Below are 26,165 nucleotides of genomic sequence, written 5' to 3' on the forward strand. Positions count from 1 at the left end.
CATTCGCATCCCGGTTGACATCAGCCACCATAGCGAATGGCAAATTCAAAGTTCCACCAGGATCAGGTTTGCGGCTGGCCGACGATGAGAATGGCAGGATCGGTCGTGAGCAGCTTGCCCGCCACCGCCTTGACCTCGTCGAGCGTCACCGCATCGATCAATCCGGCGCGCTTGTCGATATAGTCGATGCCGAGTTTCTCGTCCTGCATCATGACCAGCGTATTGGCGACCGCCGATGACGAATCGAGGTTCGTCACCGCGAAGGACCCGGCGAGGTATTTCTTGGCCTCGGCCAGTTCCTCCGTCGTCGGCCCGTCCTTCGCCATGCGGGCGACCTCATCCTTGATCAGTTGCAGCGTCTCTTCGGCTCGATCGCTGCGTGTAGCAGTCGAGATGATCAATGCTGCCGCATGGTCGCTGGACTGCAGGCCCGAACTGACCGAATAGGCGAGGCCGCGTTTTTCGCGCACCTCATTGGTCAGGCGCGAGGTGAAGGTGCCGCCGCCCAATATGTGGTTCATGATATAGGAGGCGAAGAAATCCGGCGCATCGCGGCGGGTGCCGGGATAGACCAGGGATATGGTGGTCTGCGGCAGGGGATAATCGACGCGCGTCGTCTCGCCGAGCGCAGTCCTGGCGGCATCGACCGGCGCGAGTTCGGCTTTTTCCGGCAGGTCGCCGAACACCTTGTCGAGCAGGACCGATAGTTCTTCCGGGCTGATGGCCCCGACGACGCCGATGACGAGATTGTCGCGCGCGAACATGCGGCGGTGAAGCCCCGAAAGGTCGGCTTTCGAGATGCCGGCGAGACTTTCCGGCGTGCCATAGACCGGCCGGGCATAGGGATGGGCGCCATAGAGCGCCTCGGTGAATTTTCTCTCGGCGATGGTTTCGGGATCGCGCTCGGCGCCCTTGATACCAGCCACGATCTGCTGGCGCATCCGGTCGATCGGCGCCTGGTCGAAGCGCGGCCGCTGAACGGCCATTGCGACCAGATCGGTCACCTGATCGCGCTTCTCCGCCAGCATCCTGACCGAGCCCATGAGATTGTCCATGTCGGCCGTGAACCCCATTTCCCCGCCGGCTTCGTCCAGTTTCACCTGGAACGTTTCCGAATCGAGATCGCCGGCGCCCTCGTCGAACAGCGAGGTCATGAGGTTTGCGAGACCGGCCTTGCCGGCCGGGTCCTGCGCGGCGCCGCCCTTGAACGCGAACCGCATGGAGATCAACGGGACGAAATCGTCCTGTACGAGCCAGGCGCGGACGCCCTTGGGCGAAACGACTTCCTTGATCTCGACCGCATGGCTGGCGACGATCGTCGCGAACAGGATGAGCAATGCGGCGATGGAACGCTGGAACAGCGGCCTGATCATTGGACGGTTCCTTCTGCTGGCAGGACTTCGGAAGGTCCGGCGCCACCGCCGCCCTGGTCCTTGGCTTTCTTGTCGGGTGCGCCCGCTTCGGGCATGAGATAGGCGGTGACGGAACGGCCATCGACGAGGTAGCGGCGGGCAACCTCCTGGATATCCTCCTTCTTCACCGCCTTGATGCGGTCCGGCCATTCCTGGATGTCCTTGATCGTCTGCCCGACCGATAGCGTCGAGCCATAGATCCTGGCCATGCCCGTCTGGCTGTCGCGGGCGAAGATGATGCTCTTCAGGAAGCGGTTCCGCGCCGCGTCCAGTTCCTCCTGCGTCACGCCATTCTTGATGATGTTCTCGACCTGCGCGTCGACGCCGCGCTCGACATCTTCGAGCGAGGCCTCGCCCCTCGGCGAGCCATGCAGGGCGAAACTGCCGGAATCGAGGCCGTTGCCATCGAAGAAGGCTCCGGCCGCGGCGGCGACACCCTCGGATACGACCAGCGTCTGGTAGAGCCGGCCGCGCGGCGAGCCTCCGAGTATCTCGCTCAGAAGATCCAGCGCCTCGGCCTCCCCCGGCCTGGCATTGGCGTAGGAAGGCGCGACCCAGCGCTTCTGGAAACTTGGCCGCGATACGCGCGGATCGGCGAGCGAAACGATACGCTTGGTATTCTGTTCCGGCTCCTGCGGCCGTTCGCGCTTGCCGGGTTCGGCCCGGCGCGGCACCTTGCCATAGGTCTTTTCCGCCAGCGTCTTGACAAGGTCCGCCGTCACGTCGCCGGAAATGACGAGCGTGGCATTGTTCGGCGTATAATATTTCTCGTAGAAGGCCAAGGCATCGTCCAGGCCGAGCTTTTCCATCTCGTGCAGCCAGCCGATGACCGGCAGCCGATAGGGGTGGTTCTGGTAGAGGGTGGCGTTGACCTCCTCCGCCAGGAGACCGCTCGGGCTATTGTCGACGCGCGAGCGGCGCTCCTCCAATATGACCTGCCGTTCCGTGGCGACCACTTCGTCGGTCAGCACGAGGTTTTCCATGCGGTCGGCCTCGTAGGTCATCGCCATTTCGAGCGCCTGCGGCGCCAGCTGCTGGTAATAGGCGGTGTAATCATTGGAGGTGAAGGCATTTTCCTGCCCGCCGATTTCCGCCACCTTGCGGCCGAACTCCCCGGCCGGATAGTTCTTCGTCGCCTTGAACATCAGATGTTCGAGAAAATGCGCAATGCCGGATTTCCCCGGCAGTTCGTCGGCGGAACCCACATGATACCAGATCATATGGGTGACGACCGGGGCGCGATGATCCGGGATCATCACGACCTCCAGCCCATTGCCGAGCGTGAAAGAGGTTATCTCATTATTGTCCGCATCGGTCTTGGTCGCAGCCGGCGGCTCGGCCACGGCCTGCGGCGCGGGCGCCGTATCGGCATTGGCGGCCCCGATGGCAACCGGTGCAATGGTGGAGAGAAGCGCGGCAAGGCTGATCGAAACGATGGAACGCAGAAAGCTGGTGGGCATCAAATCAGATCCATTCTGGAAGCGGCATGTAGGGGTGGTCCGGGTGGTCCGGGACCAGCCTATCACGTCAATTTCACAAACCGAATTGTACTATTGGCGTAGACACGCTCCTCGACGACGGCGAAGCGCGGGTCCAGATCAATGATCACCCCGGTCTCCTCTTCCAAGACAAGAAGTGTGTCGGTTTTAAGCCAGCCGCCATCGAGCGCCGATCTGAAGGCCGTTTCACCGAGGCCGCGGCCATAGGGCGGATCGGCGAAAACCAGATCGAACGGCTCTATCGTGCCCGCGGGCCCGAGGCGCGTCGCATCGCGCCGGAATATCTTGGTATTGCCGAGAAGGCCGAGTTCCTCGACATTCGTCCGCACCAGGCCGCGCCCTTCCGCCGATTCCTCGATGAACACGCCGTAGCGGGCGCCGCGCGAAAGAGCCTCCAGCCCCAGCGCACCCGTGCCGGCGAAAAGATCGAGGACCCGCGTCGCCTCGAACTTTTCGGGATAGGCGTGGGTCAGGATGTTGAACAGGCTTTCCCGCGTCCGATCCGTCGTCGGACGAATGGCATTGGTCTGGGGGCTGGCCAGACTGCGCCCACGGAAGGTTCCGCCGACAATACGCATGTCGTCAGCCTCAGGGTCTCGGCTTGCGTGGCGGACGGCTTCCGCCGCCCGAGCTTCCGCCGCCAGAGCTTCCGCCACGGGGGCTTCCGCCGCCCGAACTTCCGCCACGAGGCCCGCCGCCGGTCCTGCCGGCCGGCTTTGGCCCGCCAAAGGGCCGATCGCTCTTGCCCGAGGCAGGTCCACGCGATGGCTTGCCGCTGGCGCCATAGGGACGTTCCGAACGCGAACGCTCTCCCTGCGTGCCGTAATTGCCCTGCGCCTCGCGCTCCTTCAGCTCCGCCCGTTCGCGCTTGCCGACACGCGGCGGACGGGGTCCATCGCGTTTCGTGCCCGCGGACGGGCCGCGCTCGGCGGCATCATTGTCGCGCCTCGGCCGATCGCCATTGGGCCGATCGCCATGGGGCCGATCACCATGGGGCCGATCGCCATAAGGTCGGCCGCCAAAGCTGCGCTTCGGCTCGTCGCCTTCCGGCTTGCGGGCGCGTGGCGGCCTGTCGCCATAAGGCCGGTCTTCGCGCTCGGAGCGGCGGTTTTCATCGCGGAAACGCTCCTTGCGCGCTTCGGCTTCCTTCACGCGCGTCGGATTGAGCGGCCGTGCGCCGGGCGCCATCCAGACATTGGTCGAACGGCTCTTGCGCGTCGTCGCCTCGGCCGGCTTGGCACCGGCGTCGCGGTCGCGCCTCGACGCCGCGCCGCGGCTGTCGGTTCTGCTGTCGGATCGGCTATCCGACCGGGCCGGTCTTTCACGCGGCCGCTCGAACGCGCTTTCGGCGGACCGGTCCGCATCGTCCGGGCGCGGTTCCCTCGGCTCGCCCTTCGGCTTGCGCGGTCCGCGTCCCCGCGCCACCGGCGAGCTCGATATCCATTCCGCCTGGCGTCGTTGCCTCGGCCGCGCCTCGCCTTCCGGCTGTGCCGGCTCGCTGCGCACCACTTCATTGCTGAATTCGTTGAGAACCGGCGCGTCGAAATCGGCACCGGATTCCTCGATCAGGCGATCGCCGAGCTGGTCGCGCAGGGTGCGGCCCTTCATCTCGCGCACCGCCCCTTCGGGCAGGTCGCCGAGCTGGAACGGTCCATAGGAGATGCGGATCAGCCGGTTGACCGACAGGCCGAGCGCGCCGAGCACGTTCTTGACCTCGCGGTTCTTGCCCTCGCGCAGGCCGACCATGATCCAGACATTGGAGCCCTGCTCGCGCTCCAGCGTCGCCTCGATGGCGCCGTAGAACACGCCCTCGACGGCAATTCCGTCCTTCAAGGTGTCGAGCTTTTCCTGCGTCACGCTGCCATGGGCGCGCACGCGGTAGCGGCGCAGCCAGCCGGTCGAAGGCAGTTCCAGCGCGCGCGACAGGCCGCCATCATTGGTGAGCAGCAACAGGCCCTCGGTATTGATGTCGAGCCGTCCGACCGAAAGCACGCGCGGCATTTCGGCGGGCAGGGATTCGAACACGGTCGGGCGCCCTTCCGGGTCGCGGTTGGTGGTCACGAGCCCGGCTGGCTTGTGGTAGAGCCAGAGTCGGGTGCGCTCCTTCTGCGGCAACGGCTTGCCGTCGACCTCGATACGATCGGTGCGCATGACATTGAGCGCCGGGCTGTCCAGCCGCTTGCCATTGACCGAGACGCGGCCGGCGGCGATCATCGTTTCGGCTTCGCGCCGCGATGCTATGCCGGCGCGCGCCAGGCGCTTGGCGATACGCTCGCCCTCTTCCGGCTGCGCCTCGTCCGGCGCGCGGCGCCTTGTAGCGTCGCTGCGGGGGCGGCTTGCTTCAGCCTTGCCGAAACTGCGCTTCTCGCCGTATGGTTTGCCGCCTTTGCGGCCGTCGTTCGAACTAGTCATGGATTGGTTGCCTTTCAGCAGGCCTCATAGAGCATCGGACGGCAAATAAGACGTCATTCTGTTTCGTGGATGGCGAGACGCTTCACGCGGAAGGTAGCAAGGCCGATGGTTGCGCATCGGACGAAACTGCCTGACAAAACGGCTGTCCGCAAGGCGGAGACCCGCAGCACCGGGTGAATTCAGGCCATTTCCAGGAATTGACCGCGCCCGATACATCGCATCGGTGACATCAATTCCCTGGCCTTCGTCCACACATCCCTCCGGCAGAATACGTCTTATTTGCCGCCCGATGCTCTAACAGCTATGAGGTGTGCATGCGAGTGATTTTTGGATGATAGGCCGCCGTGACCGAAAAAATTGATCCGATGACCATGGCGCTGGCCGAAGCCCGCCTCGCCGGCGAGCGCGGGGAAGTGCCGGTCGGCGCCGTCCTCGTCAAGGACCGCGCCGTGATCGCCGCTGCCGGAAACCGCACGCGCGAGCGCAACGACCCCACCGCCCATGCGGAAATCCTCGTCATCCGCGAAGCCTGCGAGAAACTGGCGACGGAAAGGCTCATCGGCTGCGATCTCTACGTGACGCTCGAGCCATGCACGATGTGCGCGGCGGCGATATCGTTCGCGCGCCTCCGCCGGCTCTATTATGGCACGCAGGACCTGAAGGGCGGCGGCGTCGACAATGGCGCGCGCTTCTTCACCCAACCCACCTGCCATCACGTGCCGGAAGTCTATTCCGGCTTCCGGGCGAGCGAGGCCGAGGGCCTGCTCAAATCCTTCTTCCAGGCCAGGCGGCTCTAGTCTTCGCGTATCCTCGCCGAAAACGCCGGATCGGTATCGGCGGCGATTGCCTTGCGGTTGACGAGCGCCGCCGCTTCGATCTCCTCCAGCGGCTTCTGCCGATCGATCGCGCCGAGATCGTGGAGATAGCCGGGTAGGTAGCCCGACAGCACCACCCGGTAGTCCAGCGGCAGGTCCGGTGTTATCGCCCGCATCATGTCGAAGATGACGGTGGTGCAATTGGCCGTCACGGTATTGTAGAAGCTTGCCTCCCGCGCAAGATGATTTGCCTTGTCCACATAGGACAGGAACAGCGCCTGGCGCATCTCCGGCTTCATCTCGATCCGGTAGCGGTAGACGTCCTCGCCGCGAATATTGGTGCGAAGCCGGATGATGTCGCGCTCGTCGGCAGCGATCATCGCCAGCTCGAACTGCTTGAAGAAACCGCCGATCTCGGAGAATTCCTCGCCCCTTTCCTTGCGGATTTCGGCCGAAAACACGATGAATTCGCCATTGCGGAAGCCGAAACTGACGAGCGTATGGGCGATTGCGGGATTGGACCAGTAGGACAGGAACAGGTCGACCGAGGCGAGTTCGCCGAGATCGTAGCTCCGGCTTTCCCAGCGCGGCGTGAAATCGTCACGCGAACGCCACTCGAAGTCGCGAACGTTCAGCAGCGTCACCTCCTGCCCGCTGAGGGTGCCGGTCACGGTCTGCGCCACGTCGTCGGCCCAGATCCGGTTGAGCGATGGCGTGATCGTCGCCCACCAGACCAGCAGGCCCGCCATCAGCGGCACGAGCACGGTCAGCGCCCTGCCCGACCTTCGATGCGCCGCGAGCCAGAGCACGGCAAAGCCGGCAGCCATCCACACGATGAGGCAGAGGAAGCGAGGGAAGAAACCCAACGGAAGCTGATACCAGAGCGCGAAGGCGCCCCAGAGAAACATGCCGAGAGCAAAAATGACGAGGAGAACACGGCCAAGAAATCTCAGAATGAACACCCGGTAGCACCCTCATTGGTCAGATCAGTTGACTATCCCACGTAGCTGGCCCACTTAGCTGGCCCCCGTAGCTGGCCCACGTAGCTGGCCCACGTGGCTGGCCCACGTAGCTGGCCCACGTGGCTGGCCCACGTAGCTGGCAACGGTGAAAAACAAAAACGGTTCCGTTTTTTAACGAAACCGTTTGCTTCATGAACCGATATTCGATGGACACCGTGGCGTCTCGCGATCATTCCCAGGGGATCAGATCGCGGAAGCTGAAGCCCTTGTCCTTGCGGGCCGCCGCCTTGCGCTGGCGTTCCTTGCGGGCCTCGTCCTCGCCAAGTTCGGTTGTGGAGGCCGTCGGCGCCGGGGCGCGATATTCGAGCGGCGGTTCGCTGAGATAGCGCCGCGTCGTCGGCGAACCGGCGGTGGAGGCAAGACGGCGCGCGCGGAACTCGGCACCCTTGTTATTGGTGGCGCCGGCCGGCACGACAGGCGGCGTCCGGTCATTATTCGCACCATATTCGGACGAATCGACCACCTTGCGGCCGCCCATGTCGTTCTCGACCTCGGGAACGAAGTTCGGATTGTTCTGGTTGGCCGTCGCCGTATCGCGGATGCGCCTGCGGCGCTGTTCCGGCGATTCCGGCCAGTTGGCCTTGTTCTGCGCCACGACGTCGTCCTGCGGCGCAGGCAATTGCGCGGCCTGGCCGGATGCCGGACGAACCAGCTCGGGGCGCGGATTATAGGCAACCGGGGCATTCTTCCTCGGGCCGAACGAAGCGATGTTGGAAACGTCATCCAGCAACTGGGCGCCGGCGGTCTTGTCCGTGCCGTAGCGCGGCGAGGACATGCAGCCGCCGAGGGCCATCGCCCCGACAAGCACGCTGAGTATTGTGATGCTTCCGTTCAAGTTCATACTCGCCACTTTCAACCCAAGCCTGGGCAATGCCCGCTGATTTCCCGCCGATCCTTATGCCCTGCCTTGAGAATAGGGCAACTCAATGGCAGCCTTTTACATGAGGCCCATGGCATTAAGCAAGCCGAGCCCCGAGAATGTGGAGAAAAGCCGGCCGGTCAGCGAGCGGCCGGCTTTCCGATCATGCGGCCAGCTTGCCGAGCCTGGCCAGTTCGGTGAGGGCGGCGGCATCCCGCGCCGACACGTCCGGATAGGCAGGATCCGAGCCGACATCATGGGTATAACGCCATGAGCGCGCGCATTTGGTGCCGCTCGCCTTTTGCGGCACGACCGCGACGCCGGCGACCTCGCCTGTGGTGAAGGCGCCGGCCGGCGCCTCGCCTGCGGTGATGGAGATCGCGCTGGTGATGCAGATCTCGGCCATGTCCAGCCCCGCGATGGCGGCAAGCAGTTCCTTGTCGGCAATGTGGACGACGGGCGCGGCTTCCAGCGAAGAACCGATGGTCTTCTGCGCCCGTTCGAGCTCCAGCGCACCGGTCACGACGCGGCGCACATCCTTGACCCGCCGCCATTTGGCCGCGAGCGCATCATTGCGCCATTCCGCCGGCGTTTCGCGGAACTGCTCGAGATGGATCGACTGCGCGTCCTTGTGCAGGTCGAGCCAGGCTTCCTCGGTCGTGAATGGCAGCATCGGAGCGAGCCATGTGACGATGCGGTCGAAGAGGTGCCGCACGACCTGCAGTGCCGCCTTGCGCTTCACGCTGGAAGGCGCGTCGCAGTAAAGCGCATCCTTGCGGATGTCGAAATAGAACGCGGACAGCTCCACATTCATGAAATCGACCAGGGCGCGGGTAATGCGCTTGAACTCGAAACCGTCATAGGCCGAGCGGACCAGCTCGTCGAGTTCCGCAAGGCGGTGCAGCATCAACTGTTCGAGTTCGGGCATCTCGGCATAGGGAACCACCTCGCCCTCGTCATGGGCGAGCGTCCCGAGCATCCAGCGGATCGTGTTCCGCAGCTTGCGATAGCTGTCTATGTTGGTCTGGATGATATTCTTGCCGAGCCGCTGGTCTTCCCAATAGTCGGTGGTCATCACCCAGAGGCGCAGGATATCCGCGCCGGAATCCTTGATCACGTCCTGCGGCGTCACGGTATTGCCGAGGGATTTCGACATTTTGCGCCCTTCTTCATCCATGGTGAAGCCATGGGTGACGAGCGTCTTGTAGGGCGCTACCCCCCGCGTCCCGCAGCTTTCGAGCAGCGAGGAATGGAACCAGCCGCGGTGCTGGTCCGACCCTTCGAGATAGACGTCGGCCGGCCATTTCAGGTCCGGACGGTCTTCGAGGGTGAAGACATGGGTGGAGCCGGAATCGAACCACACGTCGAGAATATCGCGAACCTGCTTCCAGGGCTCGCCGGCCCTTTCGCCGAGGAACCGCTCGCGGGCGCCATCGGCAAACCAGGCATCGGCGCCCTCCTGCTCGAATGCTTCGAGGATGCGGGCATTGACGGCTTCATCCATGAGGATATTGCCATCCTCGTCGGCAAAGACGCAGATCGGAACGCCCCATGCGCGCTGGCGCGAAAGAACCCAGTCCGGGCGATCCTCGATCATCGCGCGCAGGCGGTTCTGGCCGGCGGCCGGCACGAAGCGGGTCTCGTCGATGGCCGCCAGCGCCCGCGAACGCAGCGTCGTCCGGTCGCCGAGGTCCTTGTCCATATAGACGAACCATTGCGGCGTATTGCGGAAGATGACCGGCTTCTTCGAGCGCCAGGAATGCGGGTAGGAATGCTTCAGCCGGCCGCGGGCAAACAGCGCATCGCGCTGGATGAGCTCGTCGATGACCGCCTTGTTGGCATTGCCCTTCTTGCCATTGTCGTCGATGACGCGCGCGGCACCGCCTTCGCGGTCCGGACCGAAGCCCGGCGCGTCCTTGGTGTAATAGCCGGCATCGTCGACGGTGAACGGAATGGCGGAGGAGATTCCCATCGCCTCGATCGCCTGGCGCGAATCCATCCAGGCGTCGAAATCCTCGCGGCCATGGCCCGGCGCGGTGTGGACGAAGCCCGTTCCGGCATCGTCGGTGACATGATCGCCGGGGAGCAGCGGCACCTTGAATTCATAGCCGCCGCCAAGGCCCTTGAACGGATGGGCAAGCGTCGTCTGCGGCAGGTCGTCGGCGGTGACGGCCGACAGGCGTTTGAGCGAAAGCCTGGCCTTGGCCGCAAGCTCCTCGAGCAGGGCATCGGCGAAGACGAACCGGTCGCCGGGGCGCGGGCCGAAGTCGTTTTCCGCCGTTTCCACTTCATAGAGACCGTACTGGACCCGCGGCGAATAGGTGACGGCGCGGTTGCCCGGGATCGTCCACGGGGTGGTGGTCCAGATGACCACGCTGGCGCCGCGCAGATGTTCCGGGCCAGCCTCGACCGGGAACTTCGCCCAGATCGTGTCGCTCTCGTAGTCCTGGTACTCCACCTCGGCTTCGGCCAGCGCCGTCCGTTCGACGACGGACCACATGACCGGCTTGGAGCCGCGATAGAGCTGGCCCGACATCGCGAATTTCAGCAGTTCGCCGGCGATGCGGCTTTCCGCATGGAAGGCCATGGTCGTATAGGGATTGGCGAAATCGCCCTCGATGCCGAGCCGCTTGAACTCCTCCGTCTGGACTTTTATCCAGTTGGCGGCAAAATCGCGGCATTCCTTGCGGAATTCATTGATCGGAACCTCGTTCTTGTCCTTGCCGCGCGCGCGATACTGCTCTTCGATCTTCCACTCGATCGGCAGGCCGTGGCAGTCCCAGCCGGGGACATAATTGGAGTCGAAGCCGCGCATCTGGAACGAGCGGGTGATGACATCCTTGAGGATCTTGTTCAGCGCGTGGCCGATATGGATATTGCCATTGGCATAGGGCGGACCGTCATGCAGCACGTAGAGCGGGCGGCCCTTGCCGTCCTCGCGCAGCTTGCGGTAAAGGTCCATCTCCTGCCAGCGCCTGACCATTTCCGGCTCCTTGGCGGGCAGGCCCGCGCGCATGGGAAAATCGGTCTGGGGCAGATAGAGGGTCTTCGAGTAGTCGATCGGCTTCGGAGTATCGGTCATTTTTTCAGCTTGTAATGGGCTCGCGCGGTACGCTGCGGGCACGTTTTCAGAGAATGTTCAAAAAAGAGCGCCAGGGCGCCATTCCCGACCTTCCACACCACAAAGCTCCTGGCTTCAGGCACGCGGTAAGGCCGGGCCGGTAATTCGTATCGTCTGAATGGGTATGGACCGTGCTGCAGCCCGGAAAGCAGTTTTCATGGGGGCGCTTTTAGCAATCACTGCGGCCAGAATAAAGAGGCCGGCGCAAGAAACTTCAGCGCCGGCCCTGCCGGGCGCAAAGCGGCAAGCCGAAGAACGATCCGGGAAGGCGGGCTTTCGGCAAACTCGCCCTCAGGCGAAGTTGAGCGCCGCATCCAGTGGCGACAGCGGCCGCACGCCCTGCAGCAGCGCCCGCGCCTCCTCCTCGTCGCGCCGGATCTGCTGCATCAGCGGCTCCAGACCGTCGAACTTCTCCTCGCCGCGCAGATAGGCGAAAAAGGAGACGGCGCAGACCTCGCCATAGAGATTGCCGCTGAAGTCGAACACATAGGTTTCAAGCAGCGGCTCGCCCTCCGCATCGACCGTGGGCCGGCGGCCAAAGCTCGCCACGCCATCATGCAGCGAGCCGTCGGCCCGGCGAAACCGCACGGCGTAGATGCCGTGCTTGAGGTGTGTTTCCGGCGGCAGCGCCATATTGGCCGTGGGGAAGCCGAGCGTCCTGCCGAGCTGCTTGCCCTGGATGACCGGCGCCCTTACCCGGTGGCGGTAACCGAGGAGACCCGCGGCCTCGACCACTTCGCCCTCGCCGAAGAGCGAGCGGATGCGGCTCGAGGAGACCGCCTGCCCGCCTTCGTCGCGGAACGCATCGACGAGGGTGACATCGAAGCCACGCCCCTGCCCCGCATCCATCAGGAAGGCCGGACCGCCCTGGCGGCCCCTGCCGAAATGAAAGTCGAAGCCGGCGACGATCCGGCTGGCCCCGAGCGCCTCGACAAGAATCCGATCGACGAAATCATCCGCCGTCAGCTGCGAGAATTCGCGGGTGAAGGGGCATTCGACCACGGCGTCGAAGCCGAGGGCGCCCAGTATCTCGGCCTTTTCCGCTGCCGGGGTCAGCCGGTCCACCGGCTGGTCGGGGACGAAGACGCTTCGCGGATGGGGCTCGAATGTCAGCACCAGGCTGGCCCGGCCGCTGGCCCCGGCCGCTTCCAGCGCCTTTTCCAGCACCGCCTGATGGCCGCGATGCACGCCGTCGAAATTGCCGATGGCCACGACCGCATTGCGCAGATGGCCGGGCAGATGATTGGGGTCGCTCAGGCGCAGGATAGCCATGGCAGCCGTCACCTCACGCAAGGCCCGGCATGGTCGCCACCGGATTGCTGCCATGCTTTTCAAGGAAGGCGGTGAGCTTTTCGACGTCATGCACGCCGCCCATGACATAGTCGCCCGCATGGATGCCGCCCGATATATAAAGTACGTCGAGGCCGAACAGGTCGGCGCCCTTCACATCGGTCAGCATGCCGTCGCCGATGGCCAGCACCCGGTCATGGGCGACGGCGGCGCCTCTCGCCTCCCCGGCGGCGGCAATCGCCGCCTCGTAGATCGGACGGTGCGGCTTTCCCGCGATGAGCGTCCTGCCGCCCAATTGCCCGTAATCGCGCGCCAGGGCGCCCGCGCACCAGATGAGCCTGTCGCCGCGCTCCACCACAATGTCGGGATTGGCGCAGATGAACGGCAGGTCGCGCGAGCGAAAGCGCGTCAGCATCTCCGCATAGTCTTCCGGCGTCTCCGTCTCGTCATCGTAAAAGCCGGTGCAGACGACACCGTTCGCCTCGCGCTCCTCGACGAGTTCGACATCGAGCCCGTCATAAAGCGTCAGGTCGCGGTCAGGGCCGAGATGGAACAGCTGGCGCGGCGCCTTGCGGATCAGTTCGCGCGTGACGTCGCCGGATGTGACGATGCGGTCATAGGCGGCTTCCGGCACGCCCAGGGCGTGGATCTGCGCCGCCACACTGTCGAATCGGCGTGGCGCATTGGTGATCAGAACCACTGTCAGGCCGGCCTCGCGCGCCCGCTGCAAGGCGGCGTTCGCCGGTGCGAAGGAAGCAACCCCATTGTGCAATACGCCCCAGACATCGCAAAGGAGCACGTCATAGCGGTCCATTACATCGTCGATACGTTGCAGATGTATCATGCCGCTCATGCTGATCCTTTCAGAGAATGCAAAACCCGCCATCGCTTAGCCGATTGCGCCGGGGCTGTCACCACTCAACCGGATTTCGAACGAGGATGTTGACCATCAACATATAAACAACTATTCATATGTTGCAGATGAAAGGATACAAGATGGCGCATTCCGACGCAGATCATGGCCCGGACCATGGTCATTCCCACGGCCATGACCACGATCACTCCCATGGTCATTCTCATGGTCCGGGCCACAGCCACGTCCCGAAGGTTGGCGCCGGCAATGAGCGGAAAGTGCTTCTCGCCTTCCTGATCACCTTCACTTTCATGGTGGTGGAGGTTGCGGGCGGCCTCATCTCGGGTTCGCTCGCCCTGATCGCCGATGCCGGCCACATGCTGACCGATGCCGCCGCGCTCGCTTTGTCCTATGGCGCATTCCGCTTCGGCAGGCGCGCCGCCGACAGGAAGCGGACCTTCGGCTATCTGCGATTCGAGGTGATCGCCGGCCTCATCAACGCGCTGGCGCTGTTCGCCATCCTGATCTGGATTTCCTACGAGGCATTCGAGCGTTTCCGCAGTCCCTCCGAGATATTGGCGGGGCCGATGCTCCTCGTCGCCATCATCGGCCTCGTGGTCAATCTCGGCGTGTTCTGGATCCTCAGCCGCGGCGACAGCGAACATGTCAACATCAAGGGCGCCCTGCTGCACGTACTCGGCGACCTGCTCGGTTCAGTCGCCGCCATCGTCGCGGCGATCATCATCTATTTCACCGGCTGGACGCCGATCGACCCGATCCTCTCCGTGCTGGTCTGCCTGCTGATCCTGCGCAGCGCCTGGTCGCTCCTGCGCAACTCGCTGCATATATTGCTGGAGGGAGCGCCGGAAAATGCTGCACCGGAAGAGCTGGAGCGGCATTTGCTGCAGGCCGTTCCGGAGCTTGCCGGCGTTCGCCATGTCCATGTCTGGCTGATAACCTCGGGCAAGCCGCTTGCGACGCTGCATGTCAGGCCGAGGGACGGCGCCGATCCGCGCCTGCTGGTGCAGAGGGTCGAAAATGAACTGCGTGAAAAGTTCGGCATCGACCATGCAACGATCGCCATCGACTGGCCGGACATGGCAGCCGACGATTGCCGCCTGCAGGCGGGGGACGGCGCGCACGCGGATCATGACCATGCCGAACACCAGCATGGGGTTCACGACCATGCCGGCAAGGACCAGGCCGGCAAAAACCATGCCGGCAGGGACCAGGCCGGCAAGGATCAGGGAGGACACGGGCATTGACCGCCATACCCTCGCAGCTCGATACGACGATCCTGGCCGAGACCTTCCGCCTGCTCGGCGATCCGACGCGGCTGCGCATACTCTTCTACTGCCTCGAGGCGCCGCGACCGGTCGGCGATATCGCCGCCAGTCTCGGCCTCTCCCAATCGCTGGTCAGCCACCACCTTCGCCTGTTGCGCGGCGCGCGGCTGGTGCGGGGCAACCGGCAGGCCAAGCAGATCTTCTACGAGCTGGCCGACAGCCATGTCAGCGGCATGCTCGTCGACATGGCGCACCATGTCTGCGAGGAATCCGCCGACGACTGAGGGGGAGTCCTCACGCTGGGCCCTACCTCGCTCCGAAACAAGAGAGGCAATAATGTACCGCGTGCTTCGACAGGCTCAGCATGAGGGAGGTTGGGTGTTTGGCAGGGTGGTGATTCTGAGATGTTGGCGGTATTGAGAGCTCGCAGAACCATAACCATGCAATCAATCCAATTTCCTCATCCTGAGCCTGTCGAAGGGCGCAGCAACGTTTGTGCAATCCCTTTCTTTGCTTGCATCAAAATAGTGCGTGCTTCGACAAGCTCAGCATGAGGGAGGTTGGGTGTTTGGCAGGGGGATAATTCTGCGAGGTTTCAGACCCTGGCTCCCTGCTTTTCTGCAATCAAATCAATCATCCTCATCCTGAGCCTGTCGAAAGCCCCCCAACAGTAATGCAACACACGGCCCTCCTTGGGGGATAAGTGGAAACTTATCCCACCACTTTGAAACCGGGTTATTCTGCACAAATCCTTTCCAGTGGGGGAGCAGCTTCCGGCGCTGTTTCGATTGCTGGGGAAGGATGGCGTTGCCGGATAGTCGGAAGTGACAACCCCGACTGGCCGGCAAACTGCAGAAGGAAACGGGGGTGGCGCTTCGTTTTCCGGGTTGTTGCGTCTGACAAGCGCAACGATAGCAGGCAAAGACGTCGCGGGCGGTCTTCGGACCTCGACCCTGATACCACTACTGACGCGCTGAAGACCGCCCGTCTCCCCCCTTTTCAATGACCAGACGCGATTGCGCGGGCGTGGTGATGATTTTCCGTATTTAATCCACCTCGCCTATGCCGATCTCCACCACCCTCATGCTGAGCCAACCTCCCTCATGCTGAGCTTGTCGAAGCACGCACGATGCTTTTTGCAGCTTCCCAAAAAAGGGATTGCACAAACGTTGCTGCGCCCTTCGACAGGCTCAGGATGAGGGAAATTGGATTGATTGCATGGTTCTGGTTCTGCGAGCTCTCAATACCGCCAACATCTCAGAATCACCCCTCTGCCATCCACCCATTGCCCTCGGTATGAGGGAGGGTGCTAACCATGAGGAAAGTGAGCGCGGGGAATCTGGATCGATCGTGGAAACGGAGGTTGCGGGGATTGCCCGGCAGGGGCTGGCATGGCGGCACGAATATTTACCCCGCGTTCAGGAACATCCTGGATTTCCCCTGTGGTTTCCCTTGACTCTCGCAGCGCCTCCTACTATCTCCGAACCCAGTTAGCACTCACCCGCAACGAGTGCTAATAGTGCGGATGTTGCATCATCCGTCGATCGTTTTGTCACCAACTCAAGGGTTCTAACCATGGCCAAAACCAAGTTCCGCCCGCTTCACGACCGCGTTGTCGTGCGCCGCGTCGAATCCGAGGCGAAGACCGCCGGCGGCATCATCATTCCAGACACCGCCAAGGAAAAGCCGCAGGAAGGCGAAGTCATCGCAGTCGGCACCGGCGCTCGTGACGAAGCCGGCAAGCTCGTACCGCTGGATGTCAAGGCTGGCGACCGTATCCTGTTCGGCAAGTGGTCCGGCACGGAAGTGAAGATCAGCGGCGAAGATCTGCTGATCATGAAGGAATCCGACATTCTGGGCATCATCGGCTGATTGCCGGTACCCATCCACAACAACTTTAAATCAAACCGGGTTTGATCCCAGGAGAGATGAAAATGGCTGCCAAAGACGTAAAATTCAGCCGCGACGCGCGTGAGCGCATGCTGCGCGGTGTCAATATCCTTGCCGACGCCGTCAAGGTGACGCTGGGCCCGAAGGGTCGCAACGTCGTCATCGACAAGTCGTTCGGCGCTCCCCGCATCACCAAGGACGGTGTGACTGTCGCCAAGGAAATCGAGCTTGAAGACAAGTTCGAGAACATGGGCGCGCAGATGGTCCGTGAAGTCGCTTCGAAGACGAACGACATTGCCGGCGACGGCACCACGACCGCTACCGTTCTCGCCCAGGCCATCGTTCAGGAAGGCGGCAAGGCCGTTGCTGCCGGCATGAACCCGATGGACCTGAAGCGCGGCATCGATCTCGCCGTCGCCGAAGTCGTCAAGGAACTGGTCAAGAAGGCCAAGAAGATCAAGACCTCGGAAGAAGTCGCCCAGGTCGGCACGATCTCCGCCAATGGCGAGACCGAGATCGGCGAAATGATCGCCAAGGCGATGCAGAAGGTCGGTAATGAAGGCGTCATCACGGTTGAAGAAGCCAAGACCGCCGAGACCGAGCTCGAAGTCGTCGAAGGCATGCAGTTCGACCGCGGCTACCTGTCGCCCTACTTCGTGACCAATCCCGAGAAGATGGTTGCCGACCTCGAGGACGCCTACATCCTTCTCCACGAGAAGAAGCTGTCGAACCTCCAGGCGCTGCTGCCGGTTCTCGAAGCTGTCGTCCAGACCTCCAAGCCGCTCGTCATCATCTCCGAAGACGTTGAAGGCGAGGCACTTGCCACGCTCGTCGTGAACAAGCTGCGCGGCGGCCTCAAGATTGCTGCCGTCAAGGCACCGGGCTTCGGCGACCGCCGCAAGGCCATGCTGGAAGACATCGCCATCCTCACGGGCGGCCAGGTCATTTCCGAAGATCTCGGCATCAAGCTCGAAAGCGTCACGCTCGACATGCTCGGCCGCGCCAAGAAGGTGTCGATCAGCAAGGAAAACACCACGATCGTCGACGGCAATGGCAAGAAGGGCGAAATCACCGCTCGCGTCGGCCAGATCAAGCAGCAGATCGAAGAGACCACTTCGGACTATGACCGCGAGAAGCTGCAGGAACGTCTTGCCAAGCTCGCTGGCGGCGTTGCCGTCATCCGCGTCGGCGGTGCGACGGAAGTCGAAGTGAAGGAAAAGAAGGACCGCGTCGACGACGCTCTCAATGCAACGCGCGCTGCCGTTGAAGAGGGTATCGTTCCTGGTGGCGGCACCGCTCTGCTGCGCGCTTCGGCCGGCCTGACGATCAAGGGCATCAATGCCGATCAGGATGCAGGCATCAACATCGTTCGTCGCGCCCTGCAGGCTCCGGCCCGCCAGATCGCTACCAATGCTGGCGATGAAGCATCGATCGTCATCGGCAAGATCCTTGACAACAAGAAGGACACCTATGGCTACAATGCGGCCAATGGCGAGTATGGCGATCTGATCGCCCTCGGCATCGTCGATCCGGTCAAGGTCGTTCGTACTGCCCTTCAGGACGCTGCATCGGTAGCTGGTCTTCTGGTCACCACCGAAGCCATGATCGCCGAGACGCCGAAGAAGGAATCCGCTGCACCGGCAATGCCAGGCGGCGGCATGGGCGGCATGGGCGGCATGGACTTCTAATCAGTCCAGTCAGAAATGCGGAAAAGGCGGGCCACGAGCCCGCCTTTTTTGTTTGTTCCGAACCTATGCCGATTGGTGCCTGTTCGGCACCTGTTTTGGCGCCTATTCTGCGGCCTCGGGAAAACTCTCCACCAGGCCGTTTCTCGCGTCGAAACGGGCCCTCGCCGTCCGCACGCGCGCCTCGTTGGCGACGGCCCAGTCACCCAGCGCCCGCACCGGCACCAGCAGGTTGCGGCCAAGATCGGTCAGTTCATAATCCACCCGCGGCGGCACCGTCGGAAACACGGTCCGCGTGACGAACCCGTCGCGTTCCAGCCCGCGCAGGGTGCTCGTCAGCATCTTTTGCGATATTCCGGGGATCGTCCGTTTCAGCTCGTTGAAGCGCATCGGCCGCTTGCCGAGGAAGCTGACGACGAGGACCGTCCATTTGTCGCCGACACGCTGCAGGATATTGTGCACGGTGGCGCATGCGCTGGTTACTTCGAAGTGATTCGGTTTCAAAAAAGTGCCTCCTTGCCACGTCTCGAGATGGTCACTTATATAGCGCCGGTCACCAATCGTTACCACCCCCAAGCACAAAGGATTCACCGAGCATGGCAAAACTGAAGATCGGGATCATCGTCGGCAGCACGCGCATGGGCCGCTTCGCCGAATATCCGGCCAAATGGGCCTCCGAACTCGCCGCTGGCCGCAGCGACGTCGAGACCGAAATCGTCGATCTCCTCGACTATCCGATGCACTTCTTCGGCGAAGAGCGCAGCACGACGGCGGAAACCGAAACGGCCGAGCGCTGGAAGAAGAAGCTGCGTACGTTCGACGCCTATATCATCACCGTCGCCGAATATAATCATGCCCCGACCGCCGTGCTGAAAAACGCCATCGATCTTGGCGATTTCATCCACAAGCCCGTCGGCTTCGTCGGCTATGGCGGCGTCGGCGGTGCCCGGGCCGTGGAACATCTGCGCGGCATCTTCGTCGAGATGAGCGCCGCTTCGGTCAAGGCCGGCGTGCATATTTCCTATCCGGAATATCTGACCGTCGTCAAAGGCGAGAAGAAGCTCGGCGACTATCCGCATCTGAACGAGGCGCTGACCGCCCAGATCGACCAGCTCGCCTGGTGGGGCAATGCGCTGAAAGCTGCCCGCGAAAAGGCCTGAAGCATCGGGCGGCCTGTCCTGGCCGCCCCCTCACGCCCATTCGGCCCAGCGGCCGTGGAAATCGGCGCGGCCGAGCTTCATCGACCGTTCCCCCGGCCACAAAGTAAGGCCAATGTCCGCCGAGCCCGGCACATCGTCCGGCTCGATGGCGAGCCAGGCAAACGGCGTATCCTCCGTCGCCGCATCGCCGGCCTCGAAGATCGCCGACACAAGGCCGGCCTTGGTATCCTCATCCAGATATTGCCAGACGATCGTATGGAACAGCAGCCGCGTGCGGCCGCGCTCGCGCGGCATACGCAGCTTTTCCACGAGCCAGGCGGCGGCACCCTGGCGCTCCACCCGGTACCTGGCCTCCGCCGCCAGCGACAGCGCCTGGCTTATCCGCCGCAGCCGTTCCTCCTGGTCGGCCCAGACATAGGACAGCAGCCGCTCGCGGTCCCTCGCCGAGGCCGGATCAAGCGGATTGAGGTCGCAGCCCTGGCGCGAGCCGATCAGCAGCTCCTGGCTGGTATCGGGCGCATTGCCGCGCCATTGCGAGCGGATTTCAACGCTTGAATCGCCATTCCAGGCGGCCGCGCCGAAATCGAATCGATAGCGGTCGAATGCCAGGTTGAGGCCGGCGCTCGACCCGATCTCGTAGACGTCGATCGGCAGTCCCGTTCGCCCCGCCAGATGCAGGCAGGCGCCGAGAATGGCGCCGGAACGGGCCACCTCGTTCGTTTGCGGCGCACTGTCGAGATAGCCCGCCAGAAAAGCGTCGTGATTGCGAATCGCGCCCTCGATGGCGACCCATAGCCTGTCATCGTCGCTCTGGTTGGGCGGATAGACCGCCCGCAATTGCGGCGAGGCGCCGGAGCGAGCGAGGGCATGCAAGCCCCCTGCCGCACGCAATGGCAGCGCCGCATGCACCGGATCGCCCTGCCAATCGAGGATGCGGCTGCCAAAGCGGCTCGTTCCGTCGAGCTTCGCGGCCAAGACCTCGCAAAGCCGGGCGGTGAAGGGCGAACCGAGCGAAAGGCAGGCCTGCGCCTGCCGGACAAAACTGTCTCTCACGCTCATCAGCGCTCGGACCAGACGGCGCGTTCGACATAATCGATGCGCAAATTGCGGGATTCGGCCATGGCCCTCGCATCCTACAGGACGAGTTGCGTTTCCAGAATATCCTTGAGCTTGCGCAGGTCGCGCATCACCCAGGCGGCGTCGGCGGTGAATTTCTCGTCGTCCATGCCGGGCAGCCGGAAAAGCGTGAAACTGAGTTCCGAGCACTCGCCATTGGCGACGACGCGCAGCGGTATGTAGACTTCCTCGCCCGTTTCCGTCCGCACCCAATGGTCGAGCACGCCCAGATCGTTGGGCGGCACGAATCGCAGGCGCAGCTTGCCGGCGGGACCATCCGCCAGCCATTCATCGCCGAGCTTCTGCAGGCCGGACGTCAGCCCCGACGCCCATTCCGGAAGATTGTCCGGTACGCAGGCGTAGTCATAGACATCCTTCCAGTTGCGTTGAATGGAGATTTGAAGTGTCCGCGCTTCATGCATCGCAAGACTGGCCTCCCCAGCAGATCTATAATCGATTTTATCCCGGTGCCCCGAATCTGAAGTTCACTACATGGTTGCAGCAGCGTCCCCTGCTGCCATAGTGAGGCATATACCACACTAGCAGCTTATGGTCCGGGGACCAACATCTGCAACGGCAAACCTTGCCTCCCGCCCTGCTTCGCAGTAGTGATTTCGCCAACTTTCACAGGAAAACGCACCATGACTTCTACCCGTACCGAAACCGATACGTTTGGCCCGATCGAGGTTGCAGCCGACAGATACTGGGGAGCCCAGACGGAACGGTCGCTTCACAATTTCAAGATCGGCGGCGAGCGCCAGCCGATACCGCTGGTGCATGCGCTGGGCATCGTGAAGCGGGCGGCCGCGGAGACGAACATGGCCCTCGGCAAGCTGGACGAGGTCATTGGCCGCGCGATCACCGTCGCCGCCGAAGAGGTCATCGAGGGCAAGCTGGACGATCATTTTCCACTCGTCGTCTGGCAGACGGGTTCGGGCACCCAGTCCAACATGAATGCCAATGAGGTCATCTCCAACCGGGCCATCGAAATGCTGGGCGGAACGAAGGGTTCGAAGAAGCCGGTCCATCCCAACGACCATGTCAATATGAGCCAGTCGTCCAACGACACGTTCCCGACGGCAATCCATATCGCCACCGCCATCGAGGCGACGAAGCGGCTCTACCCGGCGCTCGATCACCTGACCGATGCGCTGGCCAGGAAGGAAAAGGCCTTCGCGGACATCATCAAGATCGGCCGCACCCATACGCAGGACGCCACCCCCGTGACCCTCGGCCAGGAATTCTCCGGCTACCGGGCGGCGCTGGAATATGCGCGCAGGCGGATCGAGCAGAGCCTTGGCGACGTCTTCCTTCTCGCCCAGGGCGGCACCGCCGTCGGAACGGGACTGAATGCACCGGTCGGCTTCGACACCGGCTTTGCCGAAGCCGTGTCCGACATCACCGGCCTGCCCTTCAAGACGGCGCCCAACAAGTTCGAGGCGCTCGCCAGCCATGGCGCGCTTGCCAATTTCCATGGCGCGCTCAACGCCCTTGCCGCCGATCTGTTCAAGATCGCCAATGATATCCGCTTCCTCGGCTCCGGGCCGCGTTCGGGTCTCGGCGAGTTGAAGCTTCCGGAAAACGAGCCGGGCTCCTCGATCATGCCGGGCAAGGTCAACCCGACACAGGCGGAGGCGCTCACCATGGTGGCGGCGCAGGTTTTCGGCAACCACACCACCGTGACCGTGGCCGCCAGCCAGGGCCATTTCGAACTCAACGTGTTCAAGCCGGTGATCGCCCTCAACGTCCTGCAATCGATACGACTGCTTGCCGATGCCATGGTCTCGTTCGCCGATAATTGCGTCGAGGGCATCGAGGCCGACGAAGTGCGCATCACCGACCTGCTCGAACGGTCGCTGATGCTGGTGACGGCGCTCGCGCCCGCCATCGGCTACGACAATGCGGCGAAGATCGCCAAGACCGCGCACAAGAACGGCACCACCCTGCGCGAAGAAGCGCTGGCCAGCGGCCACGTCTCGGCGGAAGATTATGACCGCCTGGTAAGGCCCGAACGGATGATCGCACCTGAATAAACCAAGGATCCGTTGAACAATCTGTTGTCAAATACGCGTCTTTGGTAAACAGATAAAGTCGCGTATTGACCCACGGTCCTTTACTCAGGAGAAAGTCGTATGGCTAACAATAGCATACTGGTACTTATAGGTCGTATTCTACTATCGTTCATGTTCATCATGGCGGGATGGGGCAAGCTGACTGCCATTGGCGGCACGGCGGGCTATTTTGCCAGCCAGGGCCTGCCGGCTCCGACGATCGTCGCCGTTCTCGTCGGTCTCCTGGAGTTCTTCGGCGGCATCGCGGTGCTCGTCGGCTTCCAGACCCGGATCGCCGCCCTGCTTCTCGGCCTGTTCACCCTCGCCGCCACCGCGGTCGCCCACCTCGACTGGAGCGGCGATGCGGGCATGGCGCAATTCATGTTCTTCCAGAAGAATCTCGGCGTCGCCGGCGGCTTCTTCGTTCTTGCAGCCCATGGCGCCGGTGCTTTCTCGCTGGACGCACGTCGCGCGTAAGACCAGCGTTCGCAAAACAAGAAAAGGCCGCTTCCGCGGCCTTTTTCATTGTCAGTTGGTGGGCTTTCCATCCCCGACGAGCACCGGCTTCTCGCGGTAGACCTCCGGGAACAGCTTGCTCAGGTTCTCGATCTTCGGCAGGTCATTATAGGCGATATAGGGCTGCGTCGGATGCAGCGTCGCATAGTCCTGATGATAGGCTTCCGCCGGGTAGAACGCCGTCAGCTTCGATAGCTTCGTGACGATGGGCGCCGAATAGACCTTCGCCTTGTCGAGCTGGGCGATATATTCGCGGGCGATGCGTTGCTGTTCGTCGGTCGTCGTGAATATGGCGGAGCGATATTGCGTGCCGACATCCGGCCCCTGGCGGTTCAGCTGCGTCGGGTCGTGCACGACGGAGAAATAGGCCTGCAACACCTTGCCGAGCGACACGACTTTCGGATCGAACGTCACCAAGACGGCTTCGGCATGTCCGGTGTCGCCATTGCTGACGCGGTCATAGTCAGCGCTCTCCCTGGTGCCGCCGGAATAGCCCGAAACGGCGCTGGTGACGCCCTTCATATGCTGGTAGACGCCCTGCACGCCCCAGAAACAGCCGCCGGCGAGCACGATCGACTGCACTTCCGACGGCGTTGCCTGGTCCAGTGCCGGCGGCGGCGCCATCACCGCAGTCTCGGCCGCAATGGCCGGCGCTGCAAATCCGAGGCAGGCGGCCGCAAACAGAATTCGGGAAAGTCTCATCGGATTATCCTTTCACCTCGGCCGCTGCCGGATTGAACTTCATGGCAATGCCATTCATGCAATAGCGCAGGCCGGTCGGTTGCGGCCCGTCGTCGAAGACATGGCCGAGATGACCGCCGCAGCGCCGGCATTCCACCGCGGTGCGGATCATGCCCCAGGATGTGTCGGATTTCTCGATGACGGCATTCTGCAACGGTTGCCAGAAGCTTGGCCAGCCGGTGCCGCTGTCGAATTTCGTCGCGCTGTCGAACAATGGAAGATCGCATCCGGCGCAGGCGAATATGCCCTTGCGCTTCTCGTGGTCGAGCGGGCTGGAAAAGGCGCGTTCCGTGCCCTCCTGCCGCAATACTTCATATTGATCCGGCGACAGCAGGGCCCGCCATTCGGCGTCCGTGCGCTCGATTTCAAACTTGTCTGCCGCTCGGGATGGGCTTGGGCCCATGAACCGCGAGAGCGCAGCGACTGCCACTCCCGTCAGCGCGGTTCCAAAAAGCGTCCGCCGTGTCATCATCCTGGCTCTCCCTGCATGATCTTACCGCACTTGGCGGCGATATGCAGGAATACGTATCGGCGGGATAAAAGTTACAGATCGGGCTTGCCGTTCACGCAGACTTGATGGGCCCGGCCCCGAGGACCATGGGAAAGGTCAGGCCGATGCGAGGCTGGTCTTGATGCGCTCGGCCACCTCCGCGACACCCGCCGCGTCGCTGGCGGCGCGCGAGGCGACAAGGCAGGCCTCGGACCGCAGGATGACGCCGTCCTCCAGTATCTTCAGGTGGTTTGCCTGCAGCGTGGACCCCGTGGAGGTGATATCGACGATGATATCGGCGGCGCCGGAGGCCGGAGCGCCTTCGGTAGCGCCGAGGCTTTCGACGATGCGATAGACCTGGATGCCGTGCATCTGCGAGAAGAACTGCTGGGTCAGCCGCCAGTATTTCGTCGCTATGCGCAGGCGCCGTCCGTGGCGCTGGCGGAAATCGGCGGCGACATCGTCGAGGTCGGCCATCGTCGAAACATCGTACCAGACTTCCGGCACCGCCACGACGACATCCGCATGGCCGAAGCCGAGGCGCGCTTCGATGCCGACGCGCTCGTCGGCGGCGGCGAGTGTCTCGCGAACGAGGTCTTCCCCGGTCACGCCGAGGTCGACGCTGCCATAGCCGAGTTCGCGGGCGATCTCCGATGCCGAAAGGAACAGGATATCGATGCGGCTCTCGCCGCGCACGCTGGCGCGGTAATTGCGCTGGTCCTTGGGCAGGACGACTTCCAGGCCGGCATTTTCAAGCACGGCGAGCGCCTGCTCCTTGAGGCGCCCCTTGGATGGCAAGGCGAGCGTGATCGTCATTCGGTCTCTCCCGCGATGCGCTCCAGCCGATCGAGCCAGATCGAAAACCCTACTCCGGGGATGGAGCCGACCGCGCCGAGCATCGTCAGCAGCCGGTCATAGCGGCCGCCGCCGACAATGGCGCCGATACCCGGCTTGCCGACGCAGACGACCTCGTAGACAAGGCCGGTGTAATAATCGAGCGGGCGCCCAAAGGCGGCGTCGTAGATGATCGTCTCATGCCCGATACCGGCTTCCATGATGGAGGCCGACCTTGCTTCGAACTGTTCGAGCGCCGGGCCGAGGTCGAAATCATTGGCGCGGGCAAAGCGCAGCAGATCGCCCGCGGCCGAGCGCAGCGGCACGCGGATGGCGAGGAAGGATTCCAGCGCCGAAAGTGCCCGCGCGGGCAGGCGGATCGAGGCGAGATCGGCCTTTTCGATCAGGCGCCGGGCAATTTCGAGCGGCGTGCGGCCGGCGCCGGGCGAAATGCCGGTATCCTGCATCTCCGTTTCCAGCCCGGCGGCGAGCGCAGCTTCGTCATGCTGCGCCACATGGCGGGCCAGATGCTCCGGCAGTTCGTCGCTGCGCCTGTCGGAGGCAAGGTCGGCGATGAGCGCCTTCAGCTGGCCGGGATTGCCGAAGGAGCGCGCAAGCCGCTTCTGCCAGCCGCGCGGCAGGCCGAGGGCGGCGAGAACCGCCTCGAATATGGCCTGGTCGCCGAGCAATGTCTCAAGCTCCGCCGCCGGTGCGACGAGACGGACGGCGGCAAGCGCATCGGCAAGCGAGCGGGCATCGGCGCGGGCGCGGTTGGCATCGCCAAGATCCTCTATGCCGGCCTGGAAGAACTCGCTGTCGCCCTCGCGCCGCTGCCGGAACACTTTGCCAAGATAGGCATAGCGCTTGGGCGTCTCGGCGTTACGGTCGATATGGTCGCGGCAGACGGGAATGGTGAATTCGGGACGCAGACAGAGGCTTTGGCCGTTTTCGTTCTCGGTCAGGAAAATGCGCCGCCGCAGATCCTCGCCCGCCATGTCCAGGAACTGGTCGGCCGGCTGGATGACCGGAATATCCACGAGTTCGGCCTCCCGCGCGCTGATCAGCGCGGCAAGCTCATTGGCGAAGGCCGGGGCGCGGAAAGCGTTCACGTCT

Annotated in this window: 24 protein-coding genes; 8 read left to right on the plus strand and 16 right to left on the minus strand. The window is 63.1% G+C overall.

Features of this window, described 5'->3' with window-relative positions; all coding sequences use genetic code 11:
- Positions 1 to 62: 62 nt before the first annotated feature.
- The 4 genes from M8997_RS15815 to M8997_RS15830 all read right to left on the minus strand — a co-directional run bounded on the left by M8997_RS15815 (position 63) and on the right by M8997_RS15830 (position 5,323).
- Positions 63 to 1,373, minus strand: coding sequence for a pitrilysin family protein (locus tag M8997_RS15815; protein ID WP_250015156.1), 1,311 nt, complete (start codon positions 1,371 to 1,373; stop codon positions 63 to 65).
- Positions 1,370 to 2,872, minus strand: a complete 1,503-nt coding sequence (locus M8997_RS15820; RefSeq protein ID WP_250015158.1) for a pitrilysin family protein — start codon at positions 2,870 to 2,872, stop codon at positions 1,370 to 1,372. The genes M8997_RS15815 and M8997_RS15820 overlap by 4 nt, the downstream gene beginning before the upstream one ends.
- 62 nt (positions 2,873 to 2,934) lie before the next feature.
- A complete protein-coding gene (gene rsmD, locus M8997_RS15825) occupies positions 2,935 to 3,489 on the minus strand; it encodes a 16S rRNA (guanine(966)-N(2))-methyltransferase RsmD (protein WP_250015160.1) in 555 nt (184 codons plus the stop codon).
- Between the two features lie 10 nt (positions 3,490 to 3,499).
- Positions 3,500 to 5,323: a pseudouridine synthase gene (locus tag M8997_RS15830; RefSeq protein WP_250015163.1), complete on the minus strand. Its 1,824-nt coding sequence runs from the start codon at positions 5,321 to 5,323 to the stop codon at positions 3,500 to 3,502.
- Positions 5,324 to 5,688: 365 nt separating this feature from the next.
- Here M8997_RS15830 and M8997_RS15835 point away from each other — a divergent pair, with 365 nt between their 5' ends.
- Entirely contained in the window at positions 5,689 to 6,120 is a 432-nt protein-coding gene (locus tag M8997_RS15835; protein ID WP_250015459.1) for a nucleoside deaminase, read from the plus strand.
- Here the strand turns inward: M8997_RS15835 and M8997_RS15840 are convergent.
- The 5 genes from M8997_RS15840 to M8997_RS15860 form a co-directional block, all read right to left on the minus strand.
- Positions 6,117 to 7,046 (minus strand): DUF4105 domain-containing protein, encoded by a 930-nt coding sequence (locus M8997_RS15840; protein WP_256473351.1) that lies wholly within the window; start codon positions 7,044 to 7,046, stop codon positions 6,117 to 6,119. The genes M8997_RS15835 and M8997_RS15840 overlap by 4 nt on opposite strands.
- 283 nt (positions 7,047 to 7,329) lie before the next feature.
- Positions 7,330 to 8,001, minus strand: coding sequence for a hypothetical protein (locus M8997_RS15845; protein ID WP_250015167.1), 672 nt, complete (start codon positions 7,999 to 8,001; stop codon positions 7,330 to 7,332).
- A gap of 181 nt (positions 8,002 to 8,182) precedes the next feature.
- Positions 8,183 to 11,101: an isoleucine--tRNA ligase gene (gene ileS, locus M8997_RS15850; RefSeq protein ID WP_250015169.1), complete on the minus strand. Its 2,919-nt coding sequence runs from the start codon at positions 11,099 to 11,101 to the stop codon at positions 8,183 to 8,185.
- A 330-nt stretch (positions 11,102 to 11,431) separates the two neighbouring features.
- The gene (locus M8997_RS15855) at positions 11,432 to 12,412 is read right to left on the minus strand and encodes a bifunctional riboflavin kinase/FAD synthetase (RefSeq protein WP_250015171.1); all 981 of its coding nucleotides are present in this window, start codon (positions 12,410 to 12,412) and stop codon (positions 11,432 to 11,434) included.
- Positions 12,413 to 12,425: 13 nt separating this feature from the next.
- Positions 12,426 to 13,274, minus strand: a complete 849-nt coding sequence (locus M8997_RS15860) for a TIGR01459 family HAD-type hydrolase (protein ID WP_250015462.1) — start codon at positions 13,272 to 13,274, stop codon at positions 12,426 to 12,428.
- 152 nt (positions 13,275 to 13,426) lie between these two features.
- Between M8997_RS15860 and M8997_RS15865 the strand changes: the two genes are divergently transcribed.
- The 4 genes from M8997_RS15865 to groL all read left to right on the plus strand — a co-directional run bounded on the left by M8997_RS15865 (position 13,427) and on the right by groL (position 18,147).
- On the plus strand, positions 13,427 to 14,548 hold the full coding sequence (locus M8997_RS15865; RefSeq protein WP_250015173.1) for a cation diffusion facilitator family transporter: 1,122 nt from the start codon (positions 13,427 to 13,429) through the stop codon (positions 14,546 to 14,548).
- The gene (locus tag M8997_RS15870; RefSeq protein ID WP_250015175.1) at positions 14,545 to 14,853 is read left to right on the plus strand and encodes a metalloregulator ArsR/SmtB family transcription factor; all 309 of its coding nucleotides are present in this window, start codon (positions 14,545 to 14,547) and stop codon (positions 14,851 to 14,853) included. Before M8997_RS15865 ends, M8997_RS15870 begins: the two co-directional genes overlap by 4 nt.
- A 1,291-nt stretch (positions 14,854 to 16,144) precedes the next feature.
- Positions 16,145 to 16,441 (plus strand): co-chaperone GroES, encoded by a 297-nt coding sequence (gene groES / locus M8997_RS15875; protein WP_250015178.1) that lies wholly within the window; start codon positions 16,145 to 16,147, stop codon positions 16,439 to 16,441.
- Between the two features lie 62 nt (positions 16,442 to 16,503).
- Positions 16,504 to 18,147 (plus strand): chaperonin GroEL, encoded by a 1,644-nt coding sequence (gene groL / locus M8997_RS15880; protein WP_250015180.1) that lies wholly within the window; start codon positions 16,504 to 16,506, stop codon positions 18,145 to 18,147.
- 102 nt (positions 18,148 to 18,249) lie between these two features.
- Here groL and M8997_RS15885 read toward each other — a convergent pair whose 3' ends face one another.
- On the minus strand, positions 18,250 to 18,648 hold the full coding sequence (locus M8997_RS15885) for a helix-turn-helix domain-containing protein (RefSeq protein ID WP_250015182.1): 399 nt from the start codon (positions 18,646 to 18,648) through the stop codon (positions 18,250 to 18,252).
- Between the two features lie 92 nt (positions 18,649 to 18,740).
- On the opposite strand from M8997_RS15885, the gene M8997_RS15890 reads away from it, so the two are divergent.
- Positions 18,741 to 19,304 (plus strand): NADPH-dependent FMN reductase, encoded by a 564-nt coding sequence (locus M8997_RS15890; protein ID WP_250015184.1) that lies wholly within the window; start codon positions 18,741 to 18,743, stop codon positions 19,302 to 19,304.
- 30 nt (positions 19,305 to 19,334) lie between these two features.
- Here the strand turns inward: M8997_RS15890 and M8997_RS15895 are convergent, their stop codons facing one another.
- Together M8997_RS15895 and M8997_RS15900 are read right to left on the minus strand one after the other, a co-directional pair.
- Positions 19,335 to 20,363 carry a DUF2332 domain-containing protein gene (locus M8997_RS15895; RefSeq protein WP_250015186.1) on the minus strand — a complete coding sequence of 343 codons (1,029 nt, stop codon included), beginning with the start codon at positions 20,361 to 20,363 and terminating at the stop codon, positions 19,335 to 19,337.
- A 74-nt stretch (positions 20,364 to 20,437) separates the two neighbouring features.
- Positions 20,438 to 20,842 carry an SRPBCC family protein gene (locus M8997_RS15900; RefSeq protein WP_250015187.1) on the minus strand — a complete coding sequence of 135 codons (405 nt, stop codon included), beginning with the start codon at positions 20,840 to 20,842 and terminating at the stop codon, positions 20,438 to 20,440.
- 219 nt (positions 20,843 to 21,061) lie between these two features.
- Between M8997_RS15900 and fumC the strand changes: the two genes are divergently transcribed.
- Both fumC and M8997_RS15910 read left to right on the plus strand, forming a co-directional pair.
- Positions 21,062 to 22,453 (plus strand): class II fumarate hydratase, encoded by a 1,392-nt coding sequence (fumC, locus tag M8997_RS15905; protein ID WP_250015188.1) that lies wholly within the window; start codon positions 21,062 to 21,064, stop codon positions 22,451 to 22,453.
- A gap of 99 nt (positions 22,454 to 22,552) precedes the next feature.
- Positions 22,553 to 22,948 carry a DoxX family protein gene (locus tag M8997_RS15910; protein ID WP_250015189.1) on the plus strand — a complete coding sequence of 132 codons (396 nt, stop codon included), beginning with the start codon at positions 22,553 to 22,555 and terminating at the stop codon, positions 22,946 to 22,948.
- A gap of 51 nt (positions 22,949 to 22,999) precedes the next feature.
- Here M8997_RS15910 and msrA read toward each other — a convergent pair whose 3' ends face one another.
- The 4 genes from msrA to M8997_RS15930 form a co-directional block, all read right to left on the minus strand.
- Positions 23,000 to 23,689 (minus strand): peptide-methionine (S)-S-oxide reductase MsrA, encoded by a 690-nt coding sequence (msrA, locus tag M8997_RS15915; RefSeq protein WP_250015190.1) that lies wholly within the window; start codon positions 23,687 to 23,689, stop codon positions 23,000 to 23,002.
- A gap of 4 nt (positions 23,690 to 23,693) precedes the next feature.
- Entirely contained in the window at positions 23,694 to 24,200 is a 507-nt protein-coding gene (msrB, locus tag M8997_RS15920; RefSeq protein WP_250015191.1) for a peptide-methionine (R)-S-oxide reductase MsrB, read from the minus strand.
- 135 nt (positions 24,201 to 24,335) lie between these two features.
- On the minus strand, positions 24,336 to 25,034 hold the full coding sequence (gene hisG / locus M8997_RS15925) for an ATP phosphoribosyltransferase (RefSeq protein ID WP_250015192.1): 699 nt from the start codon (positions 25,032 to 25,034) through the stop codon (positions 24,336 to 24,338).
- Entirely contained in the window at positions 25,031 to 26,161 is a 1,131-nt protein-coding gene (locus M8997_RS15930) for an ATP phosphoribosyltransferase regulatory subunit (protein WP_250015193.1), read from the minus strand. Before M8997_RS15930 ends, hisG begins: the two co-directional genes overlap by 4 nt.
- Between the last annotated feature and the right edge of the window lie 4 nt (positions 26,162 to 26,165).

This window comes from Phyllobacterium sp. 21LDTY02-6, assembly GCF_023554255.2.
Classification (GTDB): domain Bacteria; phylum Pseudomonadota; class Alphaproteobacteria; order Rhizobiales; family Rhizobiaceae; genus Phyllobacterium.

Excerpts from the sequence above, each read along its gene's own strand:
- M8997_RS15900 (WP_250015187.1), bottom strand. The coding sequence starts at position 20,842 with ATGCATGAAGCGCGGACACTTCAAATCTCCATTCAACGCAACTGGAAG.
- groES (WP_250015178.1), top strand. The coding sequence starts at position 16,145 with ATGGCCAAAACCAAGTTCCGCCCGCTTCACGACCGCGTTGTCGTGCGC.
- groL (WP_250015180.1), top strand. The coding sequence starts at position 16,504 with ATGGCTGCCAAAGACGTAAAATTCAGCCGCGACGCGCGTGAGCGCATG.
- M8997_RS15835 (WP_250015459.1), top strand. The coding sequence starts at position 5,689 with ATGACCATGGCGCTGGCCGAAGCCCGCCTCGCCGGCGAGCGCGGGGAA.
- M8997_RS15840 (WP_256473351.1), bottom strand. The coding sequence starts at position 7,046 with ATGTTTCTCTGGGGCGCCTTCGCGCTCTGGTATCAGCTTCCGTTGGGT.
- M8997_RS15815 (WP_250015156.1), bottom strand. The coding sequence starts at position 1,373 with ATGATCAGGCCGCTGTTCCAGCGTTCCATCGCCGCATTGCTCATCCTG.
- M8997_RS15855 (WP_250015171.1), bottom strand. The coding sequence starts at position 12,412 with ATGGCTATCCTGCGCCTGAGCGACCCCAATCATCTGCCCGGCCATCTG.
- hisG (WP_250015192.1), bottom strand. The coding sequence starts at position 25,034 with ATGACGATCACGCTCGCCTTGCCATCCAAGGGGCGCCTCAAGGAGCAG.
- M8997_RS15830 (WP_250015163.1), bottom strand. The coding sequence starts at position 5,323 with ATGACTAGTTCGAACGACGGCCGCAAAGGCGGCAAACCATACGGCGAG.
- M8997_RS15860 (WP_250015462.1), bottom strand. The coding sequence starts at position 13,274 with ATGATACATCTGCAACGTATCGACGATGTAATGGACCGCTATGACGTG.
- M8997_RS15845 (WP_250015167.1), bottom strand. The coding sequence starts at position 8,001 with ATGAACTTGAACGGAAGCATCACAATACTCAGCGTGCTTGTCGGGGCG.
- msrB (WP_250015191.1), bottom strand. The coding sequence starts at position 24,200 with ATGATGACACGGCGGACGCTTTTTGGAACCGCGCTGACGGGAGTGGCA.
- msrA (WP_250015190.1), bottom strand. The coding sequence starts at position 23,689 with ATGAGACTTTCCCGAATTCTGTTTGCGGCCGCCTGCCTCGGATTTGCA.
- ileS (WP_250015169.1), bottom strand. The coding sequence starts at position 11,101 with ATGACCGATACTCCGAAGCCGATCGACTACTCGAAGACCCTCTATCTG.
- M8997_RS15910 (WP_250015189.1), top strand. The coding sequence starts at position 22,553 with ATGGCTAACAATAGCATACTGGTACTTATAGGTCGTATTCTACTATCG.
- M8997_RS15865 (WP_250015173.1), top strand. The coding sequence starts at position 13,427 with ATGGCGCATTCCGACGCAGATCATGGCCCGGACCATGGTCATTCCCAC.
- M8997_RS15890 (WP_250015184.1), top strand. The coding sequence starts at position 18,741 with ATGGCAAAACTGAAGATCGGGATCATCGTCGGCAGCACGCGCATGGGC.
- M8997_RS15820 (WP_250015158.1), bottom strand. The coding sequence starts at position 2,872 with ATGCCCACCAGCTTTCTGCGTTCCATCGTTTCGATCAGCCTTGCCGCG.
- fumC (WP_250015188.1), top strand. The coding sequence starts at position 21,062 with ATGACTTCTACCCGTACCGAAACCGATACGTTTGGCCCGATCGAGGTT.
- M8997_RS15895 (WP_250015186.1), bottom strand. The coding sequence starts at position 20,363 with ATGAGCGTGAGAGACAGTTTTGTCCGGCAGGCGCAGGCCTGCCTTTCG.
- rsmD (WP_250015160.1), bottom strand. The coding sequence starts at position 3,489 with ATGCGTATTGTCGGCGGAACCTTCCGTGGGCGCAGTCTGGCCAGCCCC.